Genomic DNA, 26,462 nt, shown 5'->3' on the forward strand with positions numbered 1-26,462 from the left:
TCGCGCACCGCTGGGGCACCCGCCGCACCGCCGCCGGCAAGGTCGTCTGGTGCGAGCAGATCGTCCCCGGCATCGACCCCGACCCGGTCGACCTCGACTCCAGCTGGCCCGGCGAGAGCCACCACCGGGAGTGACCGGGGTCCGGCTCAGCGCCGGTCCCCGCCGAGGTTGCGGACGACGGCCTCGCCGATCTCGGTGAACGCGTCGAGCTGCGCGGGCGTCAGCAGGTCGATGAAGTACGCGCGGACGGACTCGACGTGGTGGACGGCCGCGTCCTCCAGGGTGCGCATGCCCGCGTCGGTGAGGGCGACGACCGCGCCCCTCCCGTCGGTCGCGCACTCCTCGCGGACGACCAGGCCGCGCCGCTGCATCCGGGTGATCTGGTGCGACAGCCGGCTCGTGGACCACAGCATCCGGTCGGCGAGCTCGCTGACCCGGCGGCGGCGGTCCGGGCTCGCGCCGAGGTTGGACAGCACGTCGTAGTCCGGGTCGGAGAGCCCGTCCTTCGCCAGGTCGCGCGAGAGCCGGGCGTTGAGCAGCAGGAACATCCGGCGGTACGCCTGCCACGCGCGCTGCTCGCCGTCGGTCAGCCACCGCTGCTCCGCTGCCATGCCGCCAGCCTATCCAGGGTTCGTTGACATGTCACCTAGTCGCTCGCTACCTTCTTTGGTGACATGTCAACAAACGAGGTGGCCGTGGCCGCCGTCTCGCCACCGCTCAAGGGAGGACCGATGCCCCGTCTGCACGTCATCTCCGCGAGCGTGCGCCGGACGTCCCGGGGGCGCTCCGTCGCCCGCTGGGCGACCGGCCTCGCCCGGGCTTCCACCGGATTCGACGCCGGGCTCGTCGATCTCCGCGACGTCGCGCTGCCCTTCCTCGACGAGGAGGAGCACCCGTCGACCGGACGCTACGTCCACCGGCACACCAGGGAGTGGAGCGCCACCATCGCGGCCGCGGACGCGTTCGTCTTCGTGATGCCGATGCACAACGGCGGCTTCAGCGCCCCGCTGAAGAACGCCGTCGACCACCTCCAGCGCGAATGGGCGGGCAAGCCGGTCGGGCTGATCAGCTACAGCGCCGGCGCGTCCGGCGGCGCCCCCGCCATCGAGATGCTCCGCCCGGTGCTGAAGCGCGTGGACCTCCGCCCGGTCGCGACGACGCTGTCCCTCCGGTTCATCGACGAGCACGTCGGGGAGGACGGGCGCTTCCGTCCGGCGCCCGAGCAGACCGGGGCCCTCGCGGGCATGCTCGGGGAACTGGCGGTGAGCCTGACGGCCTCCGCGCGCGATCTCGCGTCCTGAGCGACGCACCGGCGAGCGGTCCCCGCTCGGCCGTGACGCGCGGTCCGGAGGTGGCCGTCAGCCGCCCTCGCGCCAGCGGGTGGTGATGGGGAGGCGGCGGTCGCGGCCGAAGTTCTTCGGGGTGATCTTGGGGCCGGGCGGGTACTGGCGGCGTTTGTACTCGGCGAGGTCGACGAGGCGGATGACGCGGTCCACGAGGGCGGGGTCGTGGCCGGCGGCGACGAGGGCGTCGCGGCCCATGTCGTGCTCGACGTAGTCGGCGAGGAGCGGGTCGAGGACGGAGTAGTCGGGGAGGCTGTCGCTGTCGCGCTGGCCGGGGCGCAGTTCGGCGGACGGCTCCTTGTCGATGATCACCTGCGGGATCGGCTCCTGCGCGAACGGGTGCAGGAACGGCAGGTCCACGCCGGCCTGGGTGTTGCGCCAGCGGGCGAGGTCCCACACGGTGGTCTTGAAGACGTCCTTGATGGGGCCGAAGCCGCCCGCGGAGTCGCCGTAGAGGGTGGAGTAGCCGGTGGCCAGCTCGCTCTTGTTGCCGCCGGTCAGGACGAGGTGGCCGTGCTCGTTGGACAGCCCCATCCAGACGTTCGCGCGGATGCGGGCCTGCAGGTTCTCGGCGGCGAGGCCGTGCAGGTCCAGTTCGGCCTCGAACGCCTCGACCATCCCGGCGATCGGCACGATCCGGGAGCCGATCCCCTGCCGCTTGACGAGGTCCTCGGCGTCGGTGACCGAGCCCTCGGAGGAGTAGCGGCTCGGCAGCAGGACCGCGTGCACGTTCTCCGGGCCGAGGGCGTCGGAGGCGATGGTGGCGACGAGGGCGGAGTCGATGCCGCCGGAGAGCCCGAGGATGACCGAGCGGAAGCCGTTCTTGCGGACGTAGTCGCGGGTGCCGAGGACCAGCGCGGCGTAGATCTCGGCCAGGGCGTCGAGGGGCTCGGCGACGGTCTGCGGTTCGACGGGGTAGGCGGGCAACGGGTCGGCGGACAGCGAGAGCCGGTCGATGGTGATGGTCGTGCCGTCGTGGGCGTCGACCGGGGTGCGGCCGGGCTCGGCGGCGGGGTCGGCGGCCGGCAGCGCGACGTCGGCCACGAGGAGGTGCTCGACGAACTGGGGGGCGCGCGCGAGCAGCGAGCCGTCCGGGCCGACGATGACGGAGTCGCCGTCGAACACGAGCTCGTCCTGGCCGCCGACCATGTTGACGTAGGCGAGCGTGCAGCCCGCCTCGCGGGCGCGCCCGGCGCACAGGTCGAGGCGGACGTCGTCCTTGTCGCGCTCGTAGGGGGAGGCGTTGAGGACGAGCAGGAGCCCGGCGCCGGCCTCGCCGGCGACGCTGACGGGGCCGCCGTCCTGCCAGAGGTCCTCGCAGATGGCGGTGGCGACGTCGACGCCGTGGACGCGGACGACGGGGAGCCGGTCGCCGCGGACGAAGACGCGGTACTCGTCGAACACCCCGTAGTTGGGCAGGTGGTGCTTGGCGGACCGGACGAGGACCTCGCCGCCGTGCAGCCACGCGGCGGCGTTCAGCGGCAGGCCGGACGGCTGCCCGGCGCGGACGAGGCCGACGGGCGGGCGGTCGAGGTGGCCGGTGACGACGGGGAGGTCGCCGAGGCCCTCGTCGGCGAGCCGGACGGCGACGCGTTCCAGGGCGCGGCGGGACGCCTCGACGAAGGAGCCGCGGAGGGCGAGGTCCTCGACCGGGTATCCGGTGAGCATCATCTCCGGGAACGCGACCAGGTGGGCGCCCGCGGCGGCGGCGCGCCCGGCCCATTCCACGATCAGGTCGGCGTTGCCGCCGAGGTCGCCGACGGTCGGGTTCACCTGCGCGAGCGCGATCCTGAGCTGTGCCACGGCTCCAGCCTAGTTCGGCGGCCCTAGTTTCGTCACTATGACGAAAAGGTGGGCTCGATCACCGTGGCGCGCCGCCGCCGGATCGCCGGCGCGAGCGCGAGCTGCCCGGCGGCGGCGGCGAGCGCCAGGCCGGTGCAGCTCAGCCAGAGCAGCGCCGGCCCGCCGGCGCCGAGCAGCTGGGTGCCGCCGAGCGGTGCCAGCAGGAACCCGCCCGACCACGCCATCCCGTACAGGCCGCTGTAGCGGCCGCGCAGGTGCGGCGGCGCGAGGTCGGCGACGACGGCCTGGAGCACGGACGCGGCGGTGATCTCGCCGAGCGTCCAGACCAGGATCGTCGCGGTGAAGCCGGGCAGCGAGGACGCCAGGGCGGTCAGCCCGTAGCCGGCGCCGACCAGCGTGAACCCGGCCGCCATCACCAGGCTGTGATCGCGCCGGCTCAGCCACGCGTTGACCAGCGGCTGGACGATGATGATCAGCACGCCGTTGGCGGCGATGGCGATGCCGTAGTCCTGCGGGCCGAGCCCCGCCTCCTTCATCGCGAGCGGCATCGTGGTCATGCCCTGCATCAGCACGAACGTGTAGCACAGCATGACCGTCGCGTAGCCGACCATCACCCGGTCGCGCAGCACCCGGGCGAACCCGCCGGGCCCGGCGTCCCGGCCGGCGCCGCGCACCCGGGTCTCGGGGACGGCGCGCCACACCAGCAGCCCGAACGCGGCGCAGGTGGCGGCGTCGATCCAGAACAGCAGCTGGAAGCCCTCGCGGGCGAGGGTGCCGCCGAGCACCATCGAGAACGCCCAGCCGAGGTTGATCGCCCAGAACAGCAGCCCGAACGCGCGCGGCCGCTCCGCCGGGGAGATGATGTCGGCGACCATCGCCTGGGCCGCGGGCCGGTACATGTCGAGGAGCAGGCCGAGGACGAGCGCCGCCACGATGATCGTCACGATCCCGTGCGCGTAGCCGAGCGCCAGCATCGCCGCGCCCGTGCCGACGGTCGCGCAGGTCAGCGTGGCGCGCCGGCCGATCCGGTCCGCGAGCGCGCCGCCCGCGAGCTGCCCGGCGAACGAGCCGGCGCCGAGCACGGCCATCACGGCGCCCGCCTGGCCGAGCGACAGGCCCCGCGCCGTGGTCAGGTACAGGCCGAGGAACGGCTCGACCATCGTGCCGAGCCGGTTGAGCAGGGTGCCCGCCCACAGCACCCAGAACGTCCGGGGGAGGCCGCCGACGCGGGGCCGAAGGAACGCCGCGATCCGGCCCGGCGGGGGACCGACAGGAGTGTCGTCCAATGTGGTCACTTGCACGATGCTCCGGGAACGCCGCGGACCGCGGCATTGATTTAGTCTGGGCTAAATGACCGAGGTCGTGCCGTGATCGAGTTCGTGTTCGCGCCGGACGACGCCGCCCGCGTCCGGTTCGCGTTCTCGCCGCTGCTGGAGCTGGTGCGCAGCCTGCGGGTGCTCGCCGACCCGTCCGGTCACGCCCTGCACCTGCCGTGGGTGCACGGCGTCCGGCCCCGGCTGCGCGGGCTCGACATGGCGCCGCTGCTCGCGGCCGTCCCGGCGTGGGGGTACATCCCCGACTTCCTCACGCCGCCGCCGGGCACCCCGCTTCCCGACCTGGACGCCGAGCTGGAGATCGTCCGGAGCACGCCGCCGGAGGTCGTCGCCGCCGAGCTGCTGTGGACCGAGCGCGGCGGCCGGGCCGGGCCCGAGCGCCTGGCGATGGCGGCCGAGCCCGAACGCACCCTGGAGACCCTCGTCGGCCTGCTGGAGCGGTACTGGGCCGCGGCCGTCGAACCGTACTGGCCGCGGCTGCGCGACCTCCTCGAAGGGGACGTCCTGCGCCGCGCCCGCGCCCTCGCGGCCCACGGCACCGCCGGGGTGTTCGGCGACCTGCACGACGACGTCTCGTGGCGTTCGGGGACCCTCAGGGTCGACCGGCGGTGGGAGTTCCGCGGCGAGCTGCTGGGCCGCGGCCTGCTGCTGGTCCCGAGCGCGTTCGTGTGGCCGAACGTGTCGGTGATGGTGCCGCCCTACCAGCCCATGCTCAGCTATCCGCCGAACGGCGTCGGGACGCTGTGGGAGACGGGCCGTGACCAGGGAGCGGGCTCGCACGCGCTCGCCGCGCTGATCGGGCGCCGCCGCGCCGAGCTGCTCACCGCGCTCGCCACGCCCGCGTCCACGACGGAGCTGGCCGCCCGGATGGGCGTGACCGCCGGCGCGGTCAGCCAGCACCTCGGCGTCCTCCGCGCGTGCGGCCTGGTCACCGGCCACCGCCTCGGCCGCCGCGTCCTCTACGCACGCACGCCCTCGGGCGACGCCCTGGCCGCCCCCGCCCACCGCTGAGCGGCGGGTCAGCGGAGTGAGGCGAGGGCGTCGAGGCGGAGCTGGGCGGGTGCGGCGGACTCGTACCGGCCGGACTCGGCGAGCCAGTCCATGTGCGCGCGCGGGGTGTCCAGCAGGACCTTGACGACCTGCGCGGCGGCGGCGCGCTGCGCGACCGTCAGTTCCAGCCGGTCGAGCATCTCGGGCAGCCGCCGGGCCGCCTTCCACGCCTGCTCCAGCCGCCCCGCGATCCGTTCGGTGACCACGGCGGCCGCCTGCTCCGGGGCCAGGTGGTGGGCCGAGGCGAGGACGGCGGGCAGGCCGTGCATGTCGCCCCGGGCCGTCTCCATCTCGTGCGACGCGAGGTCGTTGGACCAGGCGACCACGTCGGCGACGCTCTCGGCGACCGTCAGCCAGCGGGGCGTGCGCAGCAGCCGCGCGGGCAGCTCGACGCCGAGCACCGGCTCGACGAGGTCGTACAGGAACGGCCCGCAGGCCCGGCGGCGCAGCGCGGGGAACTCCGCCGGCGTCGGGACGTGCCCGATGCGCCGGTTGACGGCCTCCTCCGCGCAGCCGTCGCGGTGCGCCTCCAGCCGCAGGATGAAGCGGCGCCGCCAGTCCCGGCTCATGCCCTTGGACGTGGCCTGCCAGAGCTCGACCAGCGCCGACTCCAGCGGACGGGCGCCGGGCCGGGCGTGGCCGCGCCGCATCGCGCGCAGCAGGTCGTCGTACAGGGCGTGCACGGCGCTGCCGCTGTCGGCGAGCGGCGGATGGTCGAGGGTGTCGTCCAGCGCGAGCGCCCAGGTGAGCCAGCGCGCGAACAGGTCGACGGCGGCCAGTTCCGCGTCCGGGAAGACGCGGGCGGCCAGTCGCTCGCAGCGGGCGCGGCCGAGCGGCGAGGTGTCCGGATCTCCGAGCACCAGGCCGCGGCCGCGCGCCCAGGCCTCCACCTGCGCGCCCAGCTGCCAGGACTCCGGGTGCATGGCCGACGGGGCGGCCAGCGCGGCGGCCCGGTCGCTCATCGAGAGAAGAAGAGAGATGTCCACGACACGGCCCACGCTAATGATCAACGTCCGGTGGAACCATGATCGCAACGTCAATTCTCGGGAAACGCCGGACGCGGAGGGTCAGCGTGGGGTATGCCGGGCGCCCCGGCCGGCATGGCATAGTTCGGTGATCGCGAAGAGCTCGACTCAGGAGGAAACGTGTCCAGACGGACCACACGGTGGGCACTGGGCGCGGGCGTCGCCGCCCTTGCGCTGACCGCTTCGGCGTGCGGCGGCAGCGACGGCGCGACCGTGCAGGGCGTCAAGCTCATCAAGAAGGGCGCGCTGACGTCGTGCACCCACCTGCCCTACCCGCCGTTCCAGGTGGAGAAGGACGGCAAGGTGGTCGGCTTCGACGTCGACATGATCGACCTCGTCGCCAAGAAGCTGGGCGTGACCCAGAAGGTCGTCGACACCCCGTTCGAGACGATGAAGACGGGCGCGGCGCTGAACGCCGGCAAGTGCGACATCGTCATGGGCGGCATGACGATCAAGCCGGACCGGGTCAAGTTCATGGACGTCTCCGAGCCGTACTTCGACGCCACGCAGTCGCTGATGGCGAAGAAGGGCAGCGGCATCACGAGCCTGGACGACGTCAAGGCCCGGAAGCTGAAGCTCGGCTCGCAGGCCAGCACCACCGGCGAGGACTTCGTCAAGGGCAAGGGCTTCGACCCGTCGTCCTTCGACAACTCCAACGCCGAGCTGGACGGGCTGCGCACCGGCCAGGTGGACGTGATCGTGCAGGACGACCCGGTCGTCAAGGGCTGGCTGAAGGACCCGGCGAACAGCAAGTACGAGATCGTCGCCAACCTCAACACCGGCGAGCAGTACGGCTTCTGGATCCGCAAGGACTACAACAAGAAGCTGGTCGAGCTGACGAACCAGGCGATCGAGCAGGCCAAGCGGGACGGCACGTACAAGAAGATCTATGAGAAGTGGATCGGTCCCATGCCGGCCGCCGCCGGTAAGCCGTCGTGACCGCGGAGCAGGTGACGCCCGTGGCGGCGCCCGGCGGGATGTCCCGCCGGGCCCGCCGGCGGCTGTCGCTCGGGAGCCAGTACGGGCTGTTCATCGTCATCGTGGTGCTGATCGCGGCGCTCGCGAACTGGTCCCAGCTGCACGCGAACTTCGCCAACTGGAGGGTCGCCAAGGCCCTGTTCCCCGACATCATCACCGTCGGGCTGCGCAACACCGCCGTCTACACCGCGGTCGGGTTCGGCATCGGGCTGGTGCTGGGCCTGGTCATCGCGCTGATGCGGCTGTCGCCGGTGCTGCCGTACCGCTGGTTCGCGACGGCCTACATCGAGATGTTCCGCGGCCTGCCGCTGCTGCTGATCTTCATCTTCGTCGGCGTCGGCGTGCCGCTGGCGTTCCCCGGCACGACCATCCCGGGCGGCGCGGTCGGGCAGGCCGGCCTCGCGCTCGGGCTGGCCGCCGCCGCGTACATGGCCGAGACGATCCGGGCCGGCATCGAGGCCGTCCCGAAGGGGCAGCTGGAGGCGGCGCGCTCGCTCGGCATGTCGCAGGGCCGGGCGATGCGGTCGATCATCCTGCCGCAGGCGTTCCGGATCATCATCCCGCCGCTCACCAACGAGCTGGTGCTGCTGTGCAAGGACTCCTCGCTGGTGCTGTTCCTCGGCATCACGCTGGAGCAGCGCGAGCTCACCAAGTTCGGCCGGGACCTCGCCGGCCAGCAGGGCAACACCACGCCGATCATCGTGGCGGGCATCTGCTATCTGATCATCACGATCCCGCTGAGCCTGCTGGCCAGGCGGCTGGAGGCGCGGCAGCGCAGGGAGCAGCGATGACGATCCCGGACAAGGGCATGGACGCGCCGGGCGGCACCGGCCGGGCCGTCGAGATCAGCGGGCTGCGCAAGTCGTTCGGCGCGAACGAGGTGCTGCGCGGCATCGACTTCCACGTGGAGCGCGGCGAGGTGGTGTGCGTCATCGGCCCCTCCGGGTCGGGCAAGTCGACGCTGCTGCGCTGCGTGAACCTGCTGGAGGAGCCGACCGCGGGCACGGTCAGGGTCGCCGGCGTGGAGGTCACCGACCCGGACGTCGACATCGACGCAGTGCGCCGCCGGATCGGCATGGTGTTCCAGTCGTTCAACCTGTTCCCGCACCTGACCGCGCTCGGCAACGTCACGATCGCGCAGCGGAAGGTGCTCAAGCGGGACAAGGCGGAGGCCGAGCGGATCGCCCGGCGGAACCTGGAGCGGGTCGGGCTCGCCGACAAGGTGGACGCCTACCCGGGCAAGCTGTCCGGCGGGCAGCAGCAGCGCGTGGCGATCGCCCGCGCGCTCGCGATGGGCCCCGAGGTGATGCTGTTCGACGAGCCGACCTCCGCGCTGGACCCCGAGCTCGTCGGCGACGTGCTGGGCGTCATGCGGGGTCTCGCCGAGACCGGGATGACCATGCTCGTCGTCACGCACGAGATGTCGTTCGCCCGCGAGGTCGCCGACCGGGTGGTGTTCATGGACGGCGGCGTGGTCGTCGAGGAGGGCCCGCCGTCCCGGGTGATCGCCGATCCGGAGCACGAGCGGACCCGCGCGTTCCTGTCCCGGGTGCTCGATCCGGCGGCCGCCCGGGTGGAAGGCTCCGTTCCGTCGGATAAGTTCGGTTCTGACGGGGCGAACGCGTAACGTCGCGGTAACAGCGTCCGGGCATACTGCAGGTCGGGCCGGACGAGTCGGCCGGCACCGCGTCACCGAGGGAGAGGGCTTTGGACCGTCAGCAGGAGTTCGTGCTCCGCACGCTGGAGGAGCGCGACATCCGCTTCATCCGGCTGTGGTTCACCGACGTGCTCGGGTTCCTCAAGTCGGTGGCCGTGGCGCCCGCCGAACTGGAGGGCGCCTTCGGCGAGGGAATCGGCTTCGACGGGTCGGCGATCGAGGGCTTCGCCCGCGTGTACGAGGCCGACATGATCGCCAAACCGGACCCGTCCACGTTCCAGGTGCTGCCGTGGCGCTCGGAGTCGCCCGGCGTCGGCCGGATGTTCTGCGACATCCTGATGCCGGACGGCACGCCGAGCTTCGCCGACCCGAGGTACGTGCTCAAGCGGTCGCTGGCACGCGCCGCCGACCTCGGGTTCACCTTCTACACCCACCCCGAGATCGAGTTCTTCCTGCTCAACGACAAGCCGGAGGACGGCCGCGAGCCCGACCCGGCGGACGCGGGCGGCTACTTCGACCACACCCCGCACAGCGCGGCGCACGACTTCCGGCGCAACGCGATCATGATGCTGGAGTCCATGGGCATCTCGGTGGAGTTCAGCCACCACGAGGGCGCCCCGGGCCAGCAGGAGATCGACCTGCGGTACGCCGACGCGCTCACCACCGCCGACAACATCATGACGTTCCGGCTGGTGATGAAGGAGGTCGCGCTCGACCAGGGCGTGCACGCCACGTTCATGCCGAAGCCGTTCACCGAGCACCCCGGCTCCGGCATGCACACCCACATGTCGCTGTTCGAGGGCGATCGCAACGCCTTCTACGAGCCCGGCGCGGAGTTCAAGCTCTCCAAGGTCGGCCGCGCGTTCATCGCGGGCCTGCTGCGGCACTCCGCCGAGATCACCGCGGTCTGCAACCAGTGGGTGAACTCCTACAAGCGGCTGTGGGGCAACGTCGGCTCCGCGGCGGGCGCCGGGGGAGAGGCCCCGTCCTACATCTGCTGGGGCCACAACAACCGGTCGGCGCTCGTCCGCGTCCCGATGTACAAGCCGCAAAAGGGCCACTCGACCCGCATCGAGTTCCGGTCGCTGGACACCGCCGCCAACCCCTACCTGGCGTTCGCGGCGATCCTCGGCGCCGGGCTCAAGGGCATCGAGGAGGGCTACGAGCTGCCGCAGGGCGCCGAGGACGACGTGTGGGCGCTCACCCCGGCCGAGCGGCGCGCGCTCGGCATCGAGCCGCTTCCGCAGAACCTGGACGAGGCCGTCCGCGCGATGGAGCGCAGCGAGCTGATGGCGGACGTCCTGGGCGAGCACGTGTTCGACTTCTTCCTGCGCAACAAGCGCCAGGAATGGGAGGACTACCGGCGGCAGGTGACCGAGTTCGAGCGCAAGAGGCTGCTGGCGGTGCTCTGACCGGAATACGGTTGGAACGTGAGCGAGCCCTGGACCACCGACCGTCGCCGTCCCTCTCTCGCCGGCCGGCTCGCGCGGCTCGGGTTCACCGACGCCGGGCGGGCCGAGCGGCTGCTGCTGGAGGCCGAGCGGGACGCCGGGGCGGGGATCGGTGACGATCTCCTCGACGCCCTCGGCGGCACCGCCGATCCCGATCTCGCGCTGAGCGGGCTGCTGCGCGTGCTCGCGTCGGCGGACGAGCGCGGCGCCGGCGCGGACCTGCGCGCCGCGCTGCGCGCCGAACCGGGCACGCGGGAGCGGGTCGCCGCCGTCCTCGGGGTCAGCGACGCCCTCGGCGACCATCTCGTCCGGCATCCCGAGCACTGGCGGGTCCTTCGCGACGACGGCGTGCCCGGCGAGCCGGAGCGCCCGTCCGCGGGCGCGCTGCGCACGGCCCTGCTGGAGGCGGTGGGCGCCGACCCGGCCGCCGAGGCCCCGGTGGCGTCCGGCGCGGGCCCGGAGACGCTCGTCGCGCTGCGCGCCGCGTACCGGGCGCGGCTGCTGTCGCTGGCGGGCCGCGACCTGATCGGCGTCGCGGACGTCGCCGAGGTCGCCGCCGAGCTGGCCGACCTGGCCGCCGCCGCGCTGGAGGCCGGCCTGGCGATCGCCCGCGCCGAGGTCGGCGGGCACGCCGCCTGCCGCCTCGCGGTGATCGGCATGGGCAAGTGCGGCGGCCGCGAGCTCAACTACGTCAGCGACGTCGACGTGATCTTCGTGGCGGAAGCGCGGGACGCCGGTGAAGGCGGCGAGGGCGAGGACGAGGACGCCGCGCTGCGCACCGCGACCCGGCTCGCCTCGGCGGTGATGCGGGCCTGCTCGGCCTCGACGGAGGAGGGCGCCCTCTGGGACGTGGACGCGGCGCTGCGTCCCGAGGGCAAGGCCGGCCCGCTGGTGCGGACCCTCGCCAGCCACCGCGCCTACTACGAGCGGTGGGCCAAGACCTGGGAGTTCCAGGCGCTGCTGAAGGCCCGTCCCGTCGCCGGGGACGCGGGGCTCGGCGCCCGGTACATGGACGCGATCACCCCGGTCGTCTGGCAGGCCGCCGAGGGCGAGGGCTTCGTCCAGGACGTCCAGGACATGCGGCGCCGCGTCGAGAAGGACCTGGACCGCCGCACCGGCGACTCCGAGCGGCAGCTCAAGCTCGGCCCCGGCGGGCTGCGCGACGTCGAGTTCGCGGTCCAGTTGCTGCAGCTCGTGCACGGCCGCGCCGACGACACCCTGCGCAGCCCGAACACCCTGGACGCCCTCGCCGAGCTGTCCCAGGGCGGGTACGTCGGGCGCGACGACGCGGCGGCGCTGACCTCCGCGTACCGGTTCCTCCGGCGCGTCGAGCACCTGATCCAGCTGCACCACCTGCGCCGCACCCACCTCGTCCCGGACGACGAGGCGGACCTGCGGCGGCTCGGCCGGGCCCTCGGCCTGCGCACCGACCCGGTCGGCGAGTTCACCGCGCTGTGGCGGCGGCACGCCCGCGAGGTCCGCCGCATCCACGAGAAGCTGTTCTACCGGCCGCTGCTGCGCGCCGTCGCGCGGCTCCCAGGGGAGGAGGCCCGGCTCACCCCGGAGGCCGCCCGCACGCGGCTGGAGGCGCTCGGCTACGCCGACCCCGCGGGCGCCCTCCGGCACATCGAGGCGCTCACCTCGGGCGTGTCGCGCCGCGCCGCGATCCAGCGGACGCTGCTGCCGGTGATGCTCGGGTGGTTCGCCGACGCCCCCGACCCGGACGCCGGGCTGCTGGGCTTCCGGCAGGTCAGCGACGCGCTCGGCACCACCCCCTGGTACCTGCGGCTGCTGCGCGACGAGGTGACGGTCGCCGAGCGGATGGCGTGGGTGCTCGGGTCCAGCCGGTACGCCACCGACCTGCTGCTGCGCGCCCCGGAGGCGGTGGCGCTGCTCGGCACCACCGACGGGCTGGCGCCCCGCCCGCTGGAGGCGCTGCGGGCCGAGATGCTCGCCGCGGCCCGCCGGCACGCCGAGGGCGGCGGGCCCGCGGAGGAGGCGGTCGCGGTCGTGCGCGGGCTGCGCCGCCGCGAGCTGTTCCGCGTGTCGGTCGCCGACCTGCTCGGCCTCACCGGCGTGGAGACGGTCGGCGGGGCCCTCACCGACATCGCCGCCGTCACGATCGAGGCCGCGCTGCGGGCCGCCGTCAGCAAGATCGAGATGGAGGCGCGGGAGCCGCTGCCGACCCGGGTGGCGGTGGTCGCGATGGGCCGGTTCGGCGGCCACGAGCTCGGCTACGGCAGCGACGCCGACGTGATGTTCGTGCACGACCCGCGCCCCGGCGCCGACGAGCGGGCCGCCGGCCGCGCCGCGCACGCCGTCGCCGAGGAGCTGCGCCGGCTGCTCGCGCTGCCCGCCCCCGACCCGCCGCTGGAGATCGACCCGAACCTGCGCCCGGAGGGACGGCAGGGACCGCTCGTCCGCACCCTCGCCTCGTACGCCGCGTACTACCGGCGCTGGTCGCAGCCATGGGAGGCGCAGGCGCTGCTGCGCGCCGACCCCGTCATCGGCGACCCGGGGCTGTGCGAGCGGTTCCGCGCGCTGATCGATCCGATCCGCTGGCCGGAGGACGGCGTCGGCGACGACGCGCTGCGGCAGATCAGGAGGCTGAAGGCGCGGATGGAGTCCGAGCGGCTGCCGCGCGGCGTCGACCGCCGGCTGCACATCAAGCTCGGCCCGGGCGGCCTGTCGGACGTGGAGTGGGTCGCGCAGCTGCTGCAGATGCGGCACGCCCACGACGTCCCCGCGCTGCGCACCACCCGGACCCTCGCGGCGCTGGAGGCGGCGGTGGAGGCCGGGCTGCTCGACCGCGGCGACGCGGAGGTGCTGACGGACGCGTGGTGCCTGGCGACCCGGATCCGCGGCTCCCTCATGCTGGTGCGGGGCCGGGCGTCGGACCTGCTGCCCACCGACCACCACCGGGAGCGCACGGCCGTCAGCCGCGTCCTCGGCTACCCGGGGACGGGCGACATGCTGGAGGACTACCGCCGGCACGCCCGCCGCGCCCGCGCCGTGGTGGACCGGGTCTTCTACGGCGCGGACTAACGGTCAGCAGCGCGAGCCGGCGGCGGAGTCGGCGCGGCGGGCCGCGCCGTGCGGGTGCCGGATCCGCTGGACGGCCCGGTCCCGCAGGTCGATGACCGGCTGCGGGCAGCGGGTGTAGGCCAGCCAGGCGACCCCGAGCGATCCGCCGATCAGCGCCATCCCGATCACGGCGTCCAGCACGTAGTGGTTGGCGGTCGACAGGATCACGAACACGGTGGTGGCCGGGTAGATCACCCCGAGGACCTTCGCCCAGCGCTGCGAGACGAACTTGACCAGCACGAACCCGCACCACAGCGCCCAGCCGGCGTGCATCGACGGCATCGCCGCGTACTGGTTGGTGAGGCTGCCGGACGCGTCGCTGGAGTACAGCCCGAACGAGTGCAGGTAGGTCACCGGGTCGACGAACCCGACGGTGTCCAGGAACCGCGGCGGCGCGAGGGGGTAGAGCCAGAAGCCGATCAGGGCGAGCGCGGTCGCCGCCATGATCCCGGTGCGCAGCCAGCGGTACTCCCGCGGCCGGTACCGGTACAGCCAGACGACGACCAGCGCCGTCAGGATGAAGTGCATGGTGGCGTAGAACATGTTGGCGGTGCGGGCCAGCCACGGCGCGTTGATCAGCGTCTTGTTCAGGCCCAGCTCCACGTCCAGGCCCAGCACCTTCTCCACGTGCAGGATCTGGTAGGCGTGCGCGAACGCCGCGCCGGTGCCGTCCTGAACCAGGACCATGCGCGTGAGCGTATAGCCCGTGTAGAAGAGCACGAGCAGGAGCAGCTCGCGCCACACCGGCGGCGCCGTGAGCACCCGGGGCCGCCTCGTCGCGGCGCTGCGTCGCGGCTCACCGCGGCCGGTGCCGGACCGGCCTTGGTGCGCTGCTGGGGGGGCGGAATGAGCCATGTTACCTATCTTTGCCTCGCGGCCCCCATTTGAGATCACCGCCGCGAATGGTCTTCGTCTCAGACCTGAGTAGTACGACCCTGACGCGGCATCCGGACTTTCGGGGGAGGGGCCCCGGGGAAGCCGGGGTCCTGCCTCCGTTCGGAGCCTGTGAACTTGATCAGGAATCAGCATAGGAGGCGATGGGTAGATCACGTTCGGCCCCCCAGGAACGAGCAGGGGGACGAATGACCTTGATCAGGTCCATACCCGGCATTGCGACGGCAGGTACGGCGACGCTGGCCGCTTTCGGACTGCTCTCATGCTCCGGATGGACGGACCGCCCGGGCAGGGCGGCGGCCTTCCGCGCCGCGGCGGCCGTGACGGACCGCACCGTCCCGAAGCCGGAATGGAGGCGCTGCGCCGGCCTGCCCGCCTCCGCGTCCGGCGCGTCGCAGTCCCGGTACCGGTGCGCGACCCTGGAAGTCCCCCTGGACCGCACCGCCCCCTCCTCAGGGACGATCGAGCTCGCGCTGCTGAAGATCCCGGCCACGGGCCCCGGCCACCGGATCGGCTCGCTGCTGCTCAACTTCGGCGGCCCCGGCGGCGACGGCGTCGACGCCCTCGCGCAGGCCGCGCCCCAGTACGCGACCCTCAACGCCCGCTACGACCTGATCGGCTTCGACCCGCGCGGCGTCGGCCGCAGCGCGCCGGTCACCTGCGTGGACGACCGGACCATGGACCAGATCACCGCGGAGGACGACACCCCCGACACCTCCGCCGAGGAGACCGCCTACCTCGCGCGGCGGGCGTCCTACGCCAAGGCGTGCCAGGCCGCGTCGGGGCGGCTGCTGCCCCACGTCGGGACGCTCGACGCCGCCCGCGACCTGGACGCGATCCGCGCCGCGGTCGGCGACCCGAAGCTGAACTACTTCGGGATCTCCTACGGGACGTGGCTCGGCGGCAGCTACGCGCACCAGTTCTCCGGCAACGTCGGGCGCGCCGTGCTGGACGGGGCCGTCGACACGCGGCTGACCAACGCGGAGCTCGGCCTCCAGCAGGCCGCCGGGTTCCAGCACGCCCTGGTCGACTTCGGCGCGGCCTGCGCCCGGCTCGGCCCGAAGGCGTGCCCGCTCGGCGGCGACGGCGAGTCCGTGGCGGCGGCCGCCCGGAAGATCCTCGCCGGCCTCGACCGCAAGCCGCTCAAGACGGCCGGGGGCCGCATGCTCACCCAGAGCCTCGGCGACACCGGCGCCGCCGCGGGCCTCTACAGCAAGCAGGCGTGGCCGTACCTCGCCCAGGGCCTCGTCGACGCCGTCAAGCGCCACGACGGGACGCTCCTGCTGATGCTCGCCGACCTGCAGAACGGCCGCAAGCCCGACGGCGCCTACGACAACCTGACGGCCGCGAACACCGCGATCACCTGCGCGGACGGCACCGACCGCTACACCGTCGCGGACGTCCGCCGGATGATGCCGCGGTTCCGCAAGGCGTCACCGGTGTTCGGGCCGTCGATGGCGTGGGGCCTGCTGCAGTGCACCGGGTGGCCCGTCAAGGGCGACGACGCCGCGCGCGAGGTGTCCGCGCCGACCGCCGCGCCGATCCTGGTCGTCGGCAACACCGGCGACCCCGCCACCCCGTACGCGTGGGCGTCCGCGCTGGTGAGGTCGCTCGGCGGCGGCGCCGCGCTCCTCACCCTCAAGGGGGAGGGGCACGGCGCGTACGACTCCGGCGACGCCTGCGTCCGCCGCGTCGTGGACTCCTACCTGCTGGACGGGCTGCTCCCGGCGAACGGCGCGACGTGTGACTGACCCGCCGCCGCCCGGCCCGGTGTCAGACGATCTGGTCGACCTTCATCGGCTCCTTCAGCGCGTTCCCGACCGTGCAGTACCGCTCGTGGACGCGCTTGGCGACGGCCTTCAGGACGTCCTCCGCCTTGTCGTCGCCCTCGGGCAGCTCGACGTCGTAGGTCACCGTGATGGTGCCGAGCTTGCTGGTCTCGACCTTCTCCGCCTGGACGGTCGCGGCGAGCCGCGCCATCCGGTGCCCGCGCTGCGCCGTCAGCGGCTCCACGGTCACGAGCTCGCAGCCGCCGAGCGCCGCCAGCAGCAGCTCGACCGGCGTGAAGGCCCCCTCGGTGTCCCCGTCCCCGATGGCGACGCGGGCGCCCCGCCCGTTGACGGCCTGGAAACCGTCCTCGGTGCGCTCCACCCTGACCTCGGCCATGTCATACCCTCCGATCGTCGGCGGCCCGAACCGGGCCCGCCTGCCCGAACGCGCCGGACACGGCGCTTCTTCCCGTCCTCACGGCGCCGCGTCGCGCCCTCGCGGCGCGGTGCCGAGCCGCTCCTGCTCCTCCTGGACGATCTGCCGCGCGAGGGCCTGCTCGGACACGTCGACCGCGTCCGGCGTCCGCTCCGCGAGGTCGCTGCGGCGCGCGTACTCGTCGAACAACCGGGCCTTGCCCCGCAGGATCCCCAGCATGCGCTCGTCCACCCCGCGCGGAGTGAGCAGCCGGTGGACCTGGACGGTCCGGGCCTGCCCCATGCGGTGCGCGCGGGCGATCGCCTGCTCCTCCATGGTCGGTTTCACCTGCGGCTCGCAGATGATCACCACCGAGGCGGCCTGCAGGTTCAGCCCGACGCCGCCCGCCTGGATCTGCGCCAGCAGCACCGCGTGCCCCGGCTCGGCCGTGAAGTCGTCCACGAGCTGCTGGCGCCGCGCCGCCGACATCGAGCCGGAGATGGGCCCGCGCGCCGCCGGGCCCACCATGAGCTCCACGGCCGCCAGCACGTCCCGGAAGTAGGAGAACACCACGACCTTCAGCCCGCTGCGGTCCGCCTCGTCGACCAGCTCGACGAGCCGGGCCAGCTTCGCCGACCGCTTCGGGTCGGCGTACGCGGCGCGGCGCATGGCCATGAAGTTGCCGTCCGCGACGGCCCGCCGGTAGGCGGCCTCGTCGGCGGCGCTGAACTCCTCCCACTCCTCGATCTCCTGCACCTCGGGCAGCTCGACCAGCACGTCCCGCTGGTTGCGGCGCAGGTACGCGGGCGCGACCGCCCGCCGGAACGCCCGCGGCCCCACCGCCGCGTCGCTCGGCCTGATCGCCGGGACGAGGTCGGGCCGCAGGTGCCCGACCAGGCTGCGGAACTCCTCGACGCGGTTCTCCATCGGCGTGCCGGTGAGGAACAGCACCCGCTCGACCCGCGCGCACCACGCGGCCACCGCCTTCGCGCGCCGCGTCTCCGGGTTCTTGGCGTAGTGCGCCTCGTCCACCACGAACATCGCGACGGGCACCTCGTCCGGGACGTCCAGCGCGTGGAGCGTGTCGAGGGTCGTCACCGCGATGCCGCCCGTGCCCGCCCACTCCGCGAGCGCCGCCGCCCGGCCGGGCCCGTGCACGGGGCGCGCCGCGAGCCGGCTGCGGTCCTCGATCTCCCGCACCCAGTTGATCACCACGCTGGCCGGGCACGCCACCAGGAAGTGCGTCGCGCCCTCCGCGCGCAGATGCGCGATCGCCGCGATCGCCTGGACCGTCTTGCCCAGCCCCATCTCGTCGCCCAGGAGCACCCGCCGCTGGACGAGCGCGAACCGCGCCCCGAACGACTGGTAGCCGCGCAGCGACACCCGCCGGTGCGTCTCGTCGAGCGGCTGCGCCTTGACCCGCGCGGCCAGGTCGTCCGGCAGGAACCCCTCCGCCGCCGCCCGCTCGGGGCCCACGGCGGCCAGCTCCGCCAGCAGCGTCTGGTAGTCCGACCCGCGCAGCTCGTAGTCGATCCACGCCTCGTCGGCGGACGCGCCCGGACGCAGCAGATCCACCGACGCCTGCGAGATCAGCAGGTGCGCCTCGCGGGCGTGCTCCACCGCGTCCGCCAGCTCCGCGAGCGCGCGGCGGGCGCGCTCCCGGCGCGCCGGGAGCGCGACGACGCGCCGCCACCACGACGCCGCGGGCCGCGCGTCGTGCGCCAGCGGGCTCAGCCGCTCGGCCAGCCCGTCGGCCTCCTTGCGGGCGCGGCGCAGGTCGGGACCCGCGTTCACCAGCCGGTGCAGCGCCACGACCAGCGCGGTCGTCGCGGGATCACGCCGCCCGGCGTCGATCCGGATCCCCGCCGCCCGCTCCGCCGCCTCCGCCAGGCTGCGCGCCGCCGCCTGGATCTGCGCCGCCGTCTGCGGCCCGACGCCCGGGACCAGCTGGAGCCGGTACTGCGTCGCGTCCAGCACGTCCAGGACGGTCGTCAGCCCGGCCTGCTCCAGCGGTGTCAGGCGCAGCCGGCCGTCCGTCACGTCCTTCAGCCGGGCGACCGGGATCTCCGCGAGCTGACCGCGCGCCGCGTCCGCGCGCAGCGGCCCCAGCGCCTCGTGCACCTCGGCGACCGCGCGGCGGTGATCGGCGACCAGGGCATGGGCGGCGTCCAGCAGAGCCAGCCCGCTCCGCAGGACCTCCCTGGGGTCGCCCGCCATCCCGCCCGCCGCTCCCTCCGCCGCGATCTCCCGGCACATGATGCCAGCGCCGCGCCCGTGCTCCACGCCCGCGGCGCCCGATCCGTCCAGAAAGGTCCCCGAGCGTGACCGACGAGTCCGACGACGAGCCGACCCTGCTCATCGCGCTCGCCGGAAGCCTGTGGTTCCCGCTGCTGTTCTTCTTCGGCTTCCTGATCTGCTACATGCTGCCGTTCCACTCGCCGGCGCCCCACGACGTGCGGGTCGCGGTGTCCCCGCCGGCGGTCGCGGCAAGCCTCGGACCCGCGCTCGACCGGAAGGCGCCCGGCGCGTTCGAGGTCATCCCGGTCAGGGACGCGGCGGACGCCCGCAAGAAGATCCTCACCCGCCAGGCCGTCGCCGCCTACAGCGTCGAAGGCCCCGCCCAGGCCACCCTCTACATCGCCAAGGCCGACGGCACCTTCCTCGAACAGGCCGCCACCAGCACCTTCACCGGCGTCGCGAAGCAGGGCGGGCAGGCCATCCGGACCGTCGAACTCGTCCCCACCGCCGAGGGCGACCTCACCGGCACCGGCCTGTTCTACCTCGCCATGGCCTGGAACATCGCGCCCTACATCGCCGTCATGATGCTGATGCGCGCCGTCACCCTCAGCCGCCGCGCCAAGGTGCTCACCCTCGCCGCCATGGGCGCGTTCATGGCGGTGGTCGGGTTCTACGTGGCGCTCGCCATGGACGTCGTCCCGAACGACCCCGTCGCCATCGCCTACGGCTTCCTGATCACGCAGGCGGTCGCCCAGTTCACCTACGGCCTCGTCCCGTTCGTCCGGCAGTTCATCCCGGGTGTCGCGATCACCCTGTTCGTGCTCCTGTCGATCCCGTCCAGCGGCGGCGCCATCCCGTACCAGCTCGTCCCCGGCTTCTTCCGCGCCCTGCATCCCGTCATGCCGCTCGGGAACCTCCTGGACGCCCTGCACGGCGTCTTCTACTTCGACTACGAGGGGCTGCTGCGGCCCACCCTCGTCCTGTGCGGCTGGACCGCCGCCGGACTCGCCCTGGTCGGCGTCGGCGCCTACCTCCAGCACCGCAAGGGCGCGCAGGCCGAAGCCGGCGCCGCCGCCGGAGAGGAGACGGTCGAGGACCCTACCTTCGAGGCCCCCGCCCCGCACGCCGTCAGCCCCGCCCACCACGAGCACTTCGGCGACGTGATCCCCGGCCTCGTCGGCGCCGTCCGCACCACCTCCGGCGAGCCCGTCGCCGACGCCCTGGTCACGGTCCTCGCCACCGGCGGCCGCCAGCTCATGCGCACCCGCACCGACGACGAGGGCCGCTACGCCGCCGCCGGACTCCCGGAGGACTTCGTCGCCGTCCTCCTCCTCGCCCGGGGGCATACGCCCGCCGTGTCCCGCGTCCTGCTCACCGCCGGCCGCACCCACCACCAGGACTTCGTGCTGGACACCCCCGTCCACGGTGCCCACCCCGCCTAACCTGAACCCAACACCCCTCGAAAGGCGGCGGGACCATGGACGAACGAGGCATCGATCCGGCCGACCCCGACCTGACCGTCGGGCAGCGCATCCGCTACTTCCGGGAACGGCGAGGGATGTCCCGAGAGGTGCTCGGCGGCCTCATCGGCAGGAACGGCCGGTGGGTCAAAGCCGTCGAGCGCGGCGAGATCGGCGAGCCCAAGCTCCCCACCCTCCTGAACCTCGCCGAGGCCCTGAAGCTCCGGGACGTCGCGCGCCTCACCGGCGGCGGCCCGATGCCCACGAGGATGTTCCGGGGCCCCGGGCACCCCGCGCTCGGGGCCGTCCGCGACGCGATCAACGCCGTCGCCGTATCGATGACCGGCCCGCCCCCGCCGCTCACCCACCTCCAGGCCAGGCTGGACGCGGCGTGGCGCGCCCGGCACGCCGCACCCGACCACCGCACCGTGCTCGGCGCCCTGCTGCCGGACCTGATCCGGGACGCCAAGCGCGCCGTCCGGACCTATGAGGGAGCGCAGCGGCGCCGTGCCCTGTCGCTGCTCGCGCAGATCTACAACCTCGCCCAGTTCTTCCTCGCCTACCAGCCGTCCGCCGACCTCCTCTGGCGCGTCGTCGAGCGCAGCATCATGGCGGCCGAGGAGTCGGAGGACCCGAAGGCGTTCGGCGGCGCCGTGTGGCTCGCCGCCCAGGCGCACCGGGACGCCTGCGACTTCGACGCGGCCGAGGCGGTCAACCGCGAGGGCCTCGAGTGGCTGCGGCCCCGCATCACCGACGACGACGTCCCCCTGCGGGCCATGTGGGGCGCCCTCCACCACGAGGTCGCCTACACCGCCGCGCGCGCCGGGCAGGCCGGCACCGCGTGGCGCTGGTGGGACGAGGCCGACCGCATCGCCCGGTCGCTTCCACCCGCGCACTACGACCCGATGACCTCGTTCTCACAGGTCATCATGGGTGCTCACGCGGTCACGATCGCCGTCGAGCTCCGCCAGGGCGGCGAGTCGCGCAGGCACGCCGTCCGCGCGTCCCACGCCACCATCCCCTCGCAACCCCGCCGTGGCCGACACCTCGTCGAGGTAGCGCGCGCGTGGCAGTTGACCGGCGACCCGGTGGAGACGCTCGCCGCGCTCGACGACGCCCATGCCACCGCACCCGAGACCGTCCGCTACAACGGCTACGCCCGCCGCATGACCGTCGAGCTCGCCTCAGAAGGCTCGGCCGACGTGCGGCGCGGCGCCCGCAACCTCGCAAACCGCATCGGCCTCCTCGTCTGAGGCGGGGGACAGAAACCCTGTCCGCTCCGCGTTCGTCCCTTGTGCACTCTGCGTTGCATGACGAACACACAACGGCATCGCAAGGTCTGCGAACTCTTCACCTGGGACGTTTTCGCGGACGGTGGGGCGGGCGGGGTCACCGACGACCGCGACGCCGCTCGGCGGCACGTTCGCGAAGGGCTGGCCGAGGCGCCGCCGGGTACGTGGGGGCGCGTGCGCCGCGTGGCGCTCTGCCCGCTCGGCCGCGCGGTCTACGTGGACCTCGGTCCAGTCGCCGAGGCGTGCCGCGACACCGCGTCCGGCACCGTCACCTGGCGCGAGGCATGACCGGCCAGGATGCGGGGCACCTGGACCGGCTGGCCGCGGCCTTGGCACGGGCGGGCTGGATCACGCAGAAGCGCTACAACGGGACACCGCCGCTGCTGAGGGTGTTCCTGTCAGGGGAGGTCGGCGAAAGCATCCGGGTGAAACCGGGCGTGAACGGCGTGCCCTGGTTCGTCTCGTCCACCGGGAATCCCCTCGCTCCATGTCACGACGCTGAGCGCGCGGTCAGCGAGATGGCGACCTGGTGGGCCGCGCTCGTTCGGGGGGCGGCGGACGGGTGGTCCTAGGGTCCCGGGCCTTCCGGCCCGCGGCGGCTCGCCTTCCGGACGGGCGAGGCCTCAGGCCCCGGACGTCAGTGGGTCTTAGGGCCCAGGACGCCTTCCGTACACCCAGCGTTCATCCTCCGTCCCGCCGCGCTCAACGATCGTGATCGCGGGCGTTGGCCCGCCCTCGCCATGCTCCCGGGCCATGAAGATCACCTCGCGGCCCGCGCGCCTCGCGCTGACCACCGGTCTCGCCGCCTCCCTCGTCGCCGTCTCCGGCTCGCTCACCCCGGCCTCGGCCGCCGCCGTCTACTGGACGTTCAAGAGCGGCCAGAGCGGCAAGTGCCTCACCGGCTCCTCGACCGGGAAGGTCTGGGTCGCCCGCTGCACCGGCGGCCACACGCAGCAGTGGGACTGGATCGGCGGCGGCAGGACCTACAACGAGCTGAAGAACCGCGCCACCGGCACCTGCCTCACCACGGACTGGAAGACCTCCAACAACGCCGTCTGGCTGAGCAAGTGCAGCTCGTCCCGTCCCGCGCGCCAGCTGTTCGGCTACGGCGACGGCTACATCGGCGCCTACGACAGCCTCGGCGACATCTGGTTCTACCGCCTCCGCACCTCCCCGTCCGGAAGCGCCGCCGTCTACTCGTCCCACATCACCCACGCCCACGTCGCCGACAAGTACTACAAGTGGACCCACACCACCCGCACCAGCTAGGCGTTCCGGCGTAGCGCGGGCCGGCGGCGCCCGGGCTGCTCGACCTGTGCACCGCCATGCGCAGCGCGGCGGTGCACAGGTCGATGCGTACCCGCCGCTGTGCGCCGTGCCGAAGCGCCGTCAGGCGGGCGGGGACGCGGCGTCGAAGACGAGTTCGGCGAGGCGGCGGGCATGGCGGGCCGGGCCGCCGGTGCCGAGGGCCTGGACGGACGCGTAGGCGCCCTCGAAGGCCAGCGCCAACTGGTCCGCGACGTCGTCGGGGGAGGCGACCCCGGCGGACGCCGCGAGGGCGGCGAAGCGGGCGCGGACCCACCGCTTCGTCCCGGCGGCGGCCTGGTGGGCGGGATGGGCGGCGTCGGGGATCTCGGCGAGCGCCATCAGGAACGGGCAGCCGCGGCAGCGGGCCGGCTGGATCTGCTCGGTCTGCGCGTCGAACAGCGCGAGGATCCGGGCGCGCGCGGGCCGCCCCTCGTCGCCGGCGGCGGCGTCGAACCACTCCTTGTACAGGCCGTCCGCGCGGGTGACGTAGGCGGTGATCAGGTCGTCCTTGGACGCGAACAGCCGGTAGAGGGTCGTGGGCGCGACCCCGGCGGCGGCCGCGATCTTGTCCACGCCGACGCCCTTGATGCCCTGCCAGTAGAACAGGTCGTGGGCGACCTCGAGGAGGTGCTCCCGGGTCTCGGCGGCGCTGCGGCGCATCACCGGACCCCTTGCCGAATCCGACGCATGGCTCTAGCGTACCGGGTTGTTAGGGAACGTTCCCTAACAAAGAGGGGAGTGCGGAGCGATGTTCTTGGTGACGGGCGGGACGGGCAACGTCGGGCGGGAGGTGGCGGCGGCGCTCGCCGCGGCCGGGGAGCCGGTACGGGCGCTGGCGCGGAGCGGGGCCCCGGCGGACGCGCCGGACGGCGTCGAGTACGTCACCGGCGACCTGAACAGGCCGGACACGCTCGCGCCGGCCCTCCAGGGCGTGCGCGGGCTGTTCCTGCTGCCCGGCTATGACGGGACGGCGGAACTGCTGGCCGAGGCGGGACGCGCCGGGGCCGAGCACGTGGTGCTGCTGTCGGGATCCTCGGCGGAGTCCGGCGACACGGCCAACGCGGTCAGCCGCTACATGATCGAGTCGGAGGCGGCGGTCCGCGCGTCCGGGCTCGCCTGGACGATCGTGCGGCCGAGCGGGTTCATGTCCAACACGTTCGAGTGGATCCCGCAGCTCGAGGCCGGTGACGTGGTGCGCGCCCCGTTCGCCGGAGTGCCGATCGCGGTGATCGACCCGGCCGACATCGGCGCCGTCGTCGCGGCCGCGCTGCTGGGGGAGGAGCACCGCGGCCGGGTGCTCCGCGTCACCGGCCCCGAGCCGCTGCGGCCCGCCGACCGGCTGCGGACCCTGGGCGGCGTGCTGGGCCGCGACCTGCGGCTGGACGCCCAGCCGGACGACGAGGCCCGCAAGGAGATGCTCCGGAACATGCCCGAGAAGTACGTGGACGCGTTCTTCGACTTCTACGTCGCCGGTTCGCTGGACGAATCGGTCGTCACCACCACCGTGCGCGACGTGACGGGCCGCCCGCCCCGCACCTTCGAGCAGTGGGCCGCCGCGCACGCCGCGTCCTTCGCGTGACCCGAGGAGACCGATCGACATCACCGTCCGGACGAGCTGGATCGCCGAGACCGGCGGCCGGTTCCTCCAGGAGCGGACCGAAGGCACGCTCGGCGCCCATCCGCGCTTCGACCTCCACTTCACCCCGCCCGGCCAGGGGGAGCGGCTCGCCGACCGCGTCGTCCACACCCGCAGGATCGCCTGACCCCGGGAACGCGGAAGGCCCGCGAGGCGTCCTCGCGGGCCTTCCGGCGACGATCACACGTCGTAGTACAGCTCGAACTCGTGCGGGTGGGGGCGCAGGCGGATCGGGTCGATCTCGAACTCGTTCTTCATCGCGATGTAGGTCTCGATGAGGTCCGGGGTGAAGACGCCGCCCTCCAACAGGTAGTCGTGGTCCGACTCGAGCGCGGCCAGCACCGCCGGCAGCGAGCCGGGGACCTGCGGGATCGAGCGGGCCTCCTCCGGCGGCAGCTCGTAGAGGTCCTTGTCGATCGGCTCCGGCGGCTCGATCTTGTTCTTGATGCCGTCCAGGCCCGCCATCAGCATCGCCGAGAAGGCGAGGTAGGGGTTGCAGGACGGGTCCGGCACGCGGAACTCGATGCGCTTGGCCTTCGGGTTCGAACCGGTGATCGGGACGCGGATGCACGCCGACCGGTTGCGCTGCGAGTACACCAGGTTGACCGGCGCCTCGTAGCCCGGCACGAGCCGGTGGTAGCTGTTGACCGTCGGGTTCGTGAAGGCCAGCAGGGACGGGGCGTGCCGGAGCAGGCCGCCGATGTAGTGCCGCGCCGTGTCCGACAGGCCCGCGTAGCCGACCTCGTCGTAGAACAGCGGCGAGCCGTCCTTCCACAGCGACTGGTGGACGTGCATGCCCGACCCGTTGTCACCGAAGATCGGCTTCGGCATGAACGTCACGGTCTTGCCGGCGCCGCGCGCCACGTTCTTGACGATGTACTTGTACAGCAGCAGGTTGTCGGCGGCCTTCAGCAGCGTGTCGAACCGGACGCCGATCTCCGACTGGCCCGCCGTGCCGACCTCGTGGTGCTGCAGCTCGACCTCGATGCCGGAGGCGAGCAGCTGAGTCGCCATCTCCGAGCGCAGGTCGGTGTAGTGGTCCATCGGCGGGACGGGGAAGTAGCCGCCCTTGTAGCCGGGCTTGGCGCCGAGGTTGCCGCCGGGCTCCTCCCGGCCGGTGTTCCAGGCGCCCTCCACCGAGTCCAGGAAGTAGTAGCCGGCGTTCTGCTTCGTCTCGAAGCGGACGTCGTCGAAGATGTAGAACTCGGCCTCGGGACCGCAGTAGGCGGTGTCGGCGATACCGGTCCCGCGCAGGTAGTCCTGGGCCTTCTTGGCGACGTTGCGGGGGTCGCGGCTGTACGGCTCTCCCGTCAGCGGGTCGTGCACGAAGAAGTTCAGGATCAGCGTCTTGTGCTGCCGGAACGGGTCCAGGACGGCCGTGGCCGGGTCCGGGAGCAGCAGCATGTCCGACTCGTGGATCTCCTGGAACCCGCGGACCGACGAACCGTCGAACATCATGCCGTCTTCGAAGGCGCGCCGCCCGAAGTTGCCGGTCGGGATCGTGACGTGCTGCATCTTGCCCGGCAGGTCCACGAACCGGCAGTCGACGAACTTGACATCCTCGTTCTCGAGATAGCTCAGGACCTCTTCGGCGCTGCTGAACATCCAGCCTCCTTGGTGCGCTTTTGGGCGTCTCGCAGCCTACGGCCGGGCCGTTTCCCGGCCGTGTCCCATATGTTTCGGCTGTGTTAAGCGGGCACCGGCGCCCTGCCCCCACCATGCTTC

General features: G+C 73.2%; 23 protein-coding genes. 14 read left to right on the plus strand and 9 right to left on the minus strand.

Going from position 1 to position 26,462, the window contains the following annotated elements; translation table 11 throughout:
* Window positions 1–146: 146 nt before the first annotated feature.
* Window positions 147–611, minus strand: coding sequence for a MarR family winged helix-turn-helix transcriptional regulator (locus tag J4557_RS28715; protein WP_208269879.1), 465 nt, complete (start codon window positions 609–611; stop codon window positions 147–149).
* A 120-nt stretch (window positions 612–731) separates the two neighbouring features.
* Here J4557_RS28715 and J4557_RS28720 point away from each other — a divergent pair, with 120 nt between their 5' ends.
* Complete coding sequence (locus tag J4557_RS28720) at window positions 732–1,301, plus strand: NADPH-dependent FMN reductase (protein WP_208269880.1); 570 nt, start codon at window positions 732–734, stop codon at window positions 1,299–1,301.
* A 57-nt stretch (window positions 1,302–1,358) separates the two neighbouring features.
* Here J4557_RS28720 and J4557_RS28725 read toward each other — a convergent pair whose 3' ends face one another.
* Together J4557_RS28725 and J4557_RS28730 are read right to left on the minus strand one after the other, a co-directional pair.
* Window positions 1,359–3,146 (minus strand): NAD+ synthase, encoded by a 1,788-nt coding sequence (locus J4557_RS28725; RefSeq protein ID WP_208269881.1) that lies wholly within the window; start codon window positions 3,144–3,146, stop codon window positions 1,359–1,361.
* A gap of 35 nt (window positions 3,147–3,181) precedes the next feature.
* Window positions 3,182–4,441, minus strand: coding sequence for an MDR family MFS transporter (locus J4557_RS28730; RefSeq protein ID WP_307800261.1), 1,260 nt, complete (start codon window positions 4,439–4,441; stop codon window positions 3,182–3,184).
* A 72-nt stretch (window positions 4,442–4,513) separates the two neighbouring features.
* Here J4557_RS28730 and J4557_RS28735 point away from each other — a divergent pair, with 72 nt between their 5' ends.
* Window positions 4,514–5,491 carry an ArsR/SmtB family transcription factor gene (locus J4557_RS28735; protein ID WP_208269882.1) on the plus strand — a complete coding sequence of 326 codons (978 nt, stop codon included), beginning with the start codon at window positions 4,514–4,516 and terminating at the stop codon, window positions 5,489–5,491.
* Between the two features lie 8 nt (window positions 5,492–5,499).
* On the opposite strand, the gene J4557_RS28740 is transcribed toward J4557_RS28735, so the two are convergent.
* Window positions 5,500–6,492 carry a terpene synthase family protein gene (locus tag J4557_RS28740; protein ID WP_243776501.1) on the minus strand — a complete coding sequence of 331 codons (993 nt, stop codon included), beginning with the start codon at window positions 6,490–6,492 and terminating at the stop codon, window positions 5,500–5,502.
* 183 nt (window positions 6,493–6,675) lie between these two features.
* On the opposite strand from J4557_RS28740, the gene J4557_RS28745 reads away from it, so the two are divergent.
* The 5 genes from J4557_RS28745 to J4557_RS28765 all read left to right on the plus strand — a co-directional run bounded on the left by J4557_RS28745 (window position 6,676) and on the right by J4557_RS28765 (window position 13,686).
* Window positions 6,676–7,494 (plus strand): transporter substrate-binding domain-containing protein, encoded by an 819-nt coding sequence (locus tag J4557_RS28745; RefSeq protein WP_208269884.1) that lies wholly within the window; start codon window positions 6,676–6,678, stop codon window positions 7,492–7,494.
* Window positions 7,491–8,324, plus strand: coding sequence for an amino acid ABC transporter permease (locus J4557_RS28750; RefSeq protein WP_307800262.1), 834 nt, complete (start codon window positions 7,491–7,493; stop codon window positions 8,322–8,324). Before J4557_RS28745 ends, J4557_RS28750 begins: the two co-directional genes overlap by 4 nt.
* Window positions 8,321–9,160: an amino acid ABC transporter ATP-binding protein gene (locus tag J4557_RS28755; protein WP_372442536.1), complete on the plus strand. Its 840-nt coding sequence runs from the start codon at window positions 8,321–8,323 to the stop codon at window positions 9,158–9,160. The genes J4557_RS28750 and J4557_RS28755 overlap by 4 nt, the downstream gene beginning before the upstream one ends.
* An 80-nt stretch (window positions 9,161–9,240) precedes the next feature.
* Window positions 9,241–10,602 carry a gamma-glutamylpolyamine synthetase GlnA2 gene (glnA2, locus tag J4557_RS28760; protein WP_208269885.1) on the plus strand — a complete coding sequence of 454 codons (1,362 nt, stop codon included), beginning with the start codon at window positions 9,241–9,243 and terminating at the stop codon, window positions 10,600–10,602.
* Window positions 10,603–10,620: 18 nt separating this feature from the next.
* Window positions 10,621–13,686: a bifunctional [glutamine synthetase] adenylyltransferase/[glutamine synthetase]-adenylyl-L-tyrosine phosphorylase gene (locus tag J4557_RS28765; RefSeq protein ID WP_208269886.1), complete on the plus strand. Its 3,066-nt coding sequence runs from the start codon at window positions 10,621–10,623 to the stop codon at window positions 13,684–13,686.
* 3 nt (window positions 13,687–13,689) lie between these two features.
* Here the strand turns inward: J4557_RS28765 and J4557_RS28770 are convergent, their stop codons facing one another.
* Complete coding sequence (locus tag J4557_RS28770) at window positions 13,690–14,412, minus strand: phosphatase PAP2 family protein (RefSeq protein ID WP_243776502.1); 723 nt, start codon at window positions 14,410–14,412, stop codon at window positions 13,690–13,692.
* Between the two features lie 527 nt (window positions 14,413–14,939).
* Here J4557_RS28770 and J4557_RS28775 point away from each other — a divergent pair.
* Window positions 14,940–16,370 (plus strand): alpha/beta hydrolase, encoded by a 1,431-nt coding sequence (locus tag J4557_RS28775; protein WP_208269887.1) that lies wholly within the window; start codon window positions 14,940–14,942, stop codon window positions 16,368–16,370.
* A 22-nt stretch (window positions 16,371–16,392) separates the two neighbouring features.
* Here the strand turns inward: J4557_RS28775 and J4557_RS28780 are convergent, their stop codons facing one another.
* Both J4557_RS28780 and J4557_RS28785 read right to left on the minus strand, forming a co-directional pair.
* Entirely contained in the window at window positions 16,393–16,785 is a 393-nt protein-coding gene (locus J4557_RS28780) for an OsmC family protein (protein ID WP_208269888.1), read from the minus strand.
* Between the two features lie 78 nt (window positions 16,786–16,863).
* The gene (locus J4557_RS28785) at window positions 16,864–19,059 is read right to left on the minus strand and encodes a DEAD/DEAH box helicase (RefSeq protein ID WP_243776504.1); all 2,196 of its coding nucleotides are present in this window, start codon (window positions 19,057–19,059) and stop codon (window positions 16,864–16,866) included.
* 65 nt (window positions 19,060–19,124) lie between these two features.
* On the opposite strand from J4557_RS28785, the gene J4557_RS51745 reads away from it, so the two are divergent.
* From J4557_RS51745 to J4557_RS28810, 5 genes are all read left to right on the plus strand, one after another.
* Window positions 19,125–20,483: a carboxypeptidase regulatory-like domain-containing protein gene (locus J4557_RS51745; RefSeq protein ID WP_208269889.1), complete on the plus strand. Its 1,359-nt coding sequence runs from the start codon at window positions 19,125–19,127 to the stop codon at window positions 20,481–20,483.
* Window positions 20,484–20,518: 35 nt separating this feature from the next.
* Window positions 20,519–21,754, plus strand: a complete 1,236-nt coding sequence (locus J4557_RS28795) for a helix-turn-helix domain-containing protein (RefSeq protein ID WP_208269890.1) — start codon at window positions 20,519–20,521, stop codon at window positions 21,752–21,754.
* 57 nt (window positions 21,755–21,811) lie between these two features.
* Window positions 21,812–22,081, plus strand: coding sequence for a hypothetical protein (locus J4557_RS28800; protein ID WP_208269891.1), 270 nt, complete (start codon window positions 21,812–21,814; stop codon window positions 22,079–22,081).
* Window positions 22,078–22,365, plus strand: a complete 288-nt coding sequence (locus J4557_RS28805; protein WP_208269892.1) for a hypothetical protein — start codon at window positions 22,078–22,080, stop codon at window positions 22,363–22,365. Before J4557_RS28800 ends, J4557_RS28805 begins: the two co-directional genes overlap by 4 nt.
* A 181-nt stretch (window positions 22,366–22,546) precedes the next feature.
* Complete coding sequence (locus J4557_RS28810) at window positions 22,547–23,062, plus strand: RICIN domain-containing protein (protein ID WP_208269893.1); 516 nt, start codon at window positions 22,547–22,549, stop codon at window positions 23,060–23,062.
* 120 nt (window positions 23,063–23,182) lie between these two features.
* Here J4557_RS28810 and J4557_RS28815 read toward each other — a convergent pair whose 3' ends face one another.
* Window positions 23,183–23,761 (minus strand): TetR/AcrR family transcriptional regulator, encoded by a 579-nt coding sequence (locus J4557_RS28815; RefSeq protein WP_208269894.1) that lies wholly within the window; start codon window positions 23,759–23,761, stop codon window positions 23,183–23,185.
* An 88-nt stretch (window positions 23,762–23,849) separates the two neighbouring features.
* Here J4557_RS28815 and J4557_RS28820 point away from each other — a divergent pair, with 88 nt between their 5' ends.
* On the plus strand, window positions 23,850–24,680 hold the full coding sequence (locus tag J4557_RS28820) for an SDR family oxidoreductase (RefSeq protein ID WP_208269895.1): 831 nt from the start codon (window positions 23,850–23,852) through the stop codon (window positions 24,678–24,680).
* Between the two features lie 237 nt (window positions 24,681–24,917).
* Here the strand turns inward: J4557_RS28820 and glnA are convergent, their stop codons facing one another.
* On the minus strand, window positions 24,918–26,342 hold the full coding sequence (gene glnA / locus J4557_RS28825) for a type I glutamate--ammonia ligase (RefSeq protein ID WP_208269896.1): 1,425 nt from the start codon (window positions 26,340–26,342) through the stop codon (window positions 24,918–24,920).
* Window positions 26,343–26,462 lie beyond the last annotated feature (120 nt).

Origin of the sequence: Actinomadura nitritigenes (assembly GCF_017573545.1) — a bacterium.
Lineage (GTDB): Bacteria > Actinomycetota > Actinomycetes > Streptosporangiales > Streptosporangiaceae > Spirillospora > Spirillospora nitritigenes.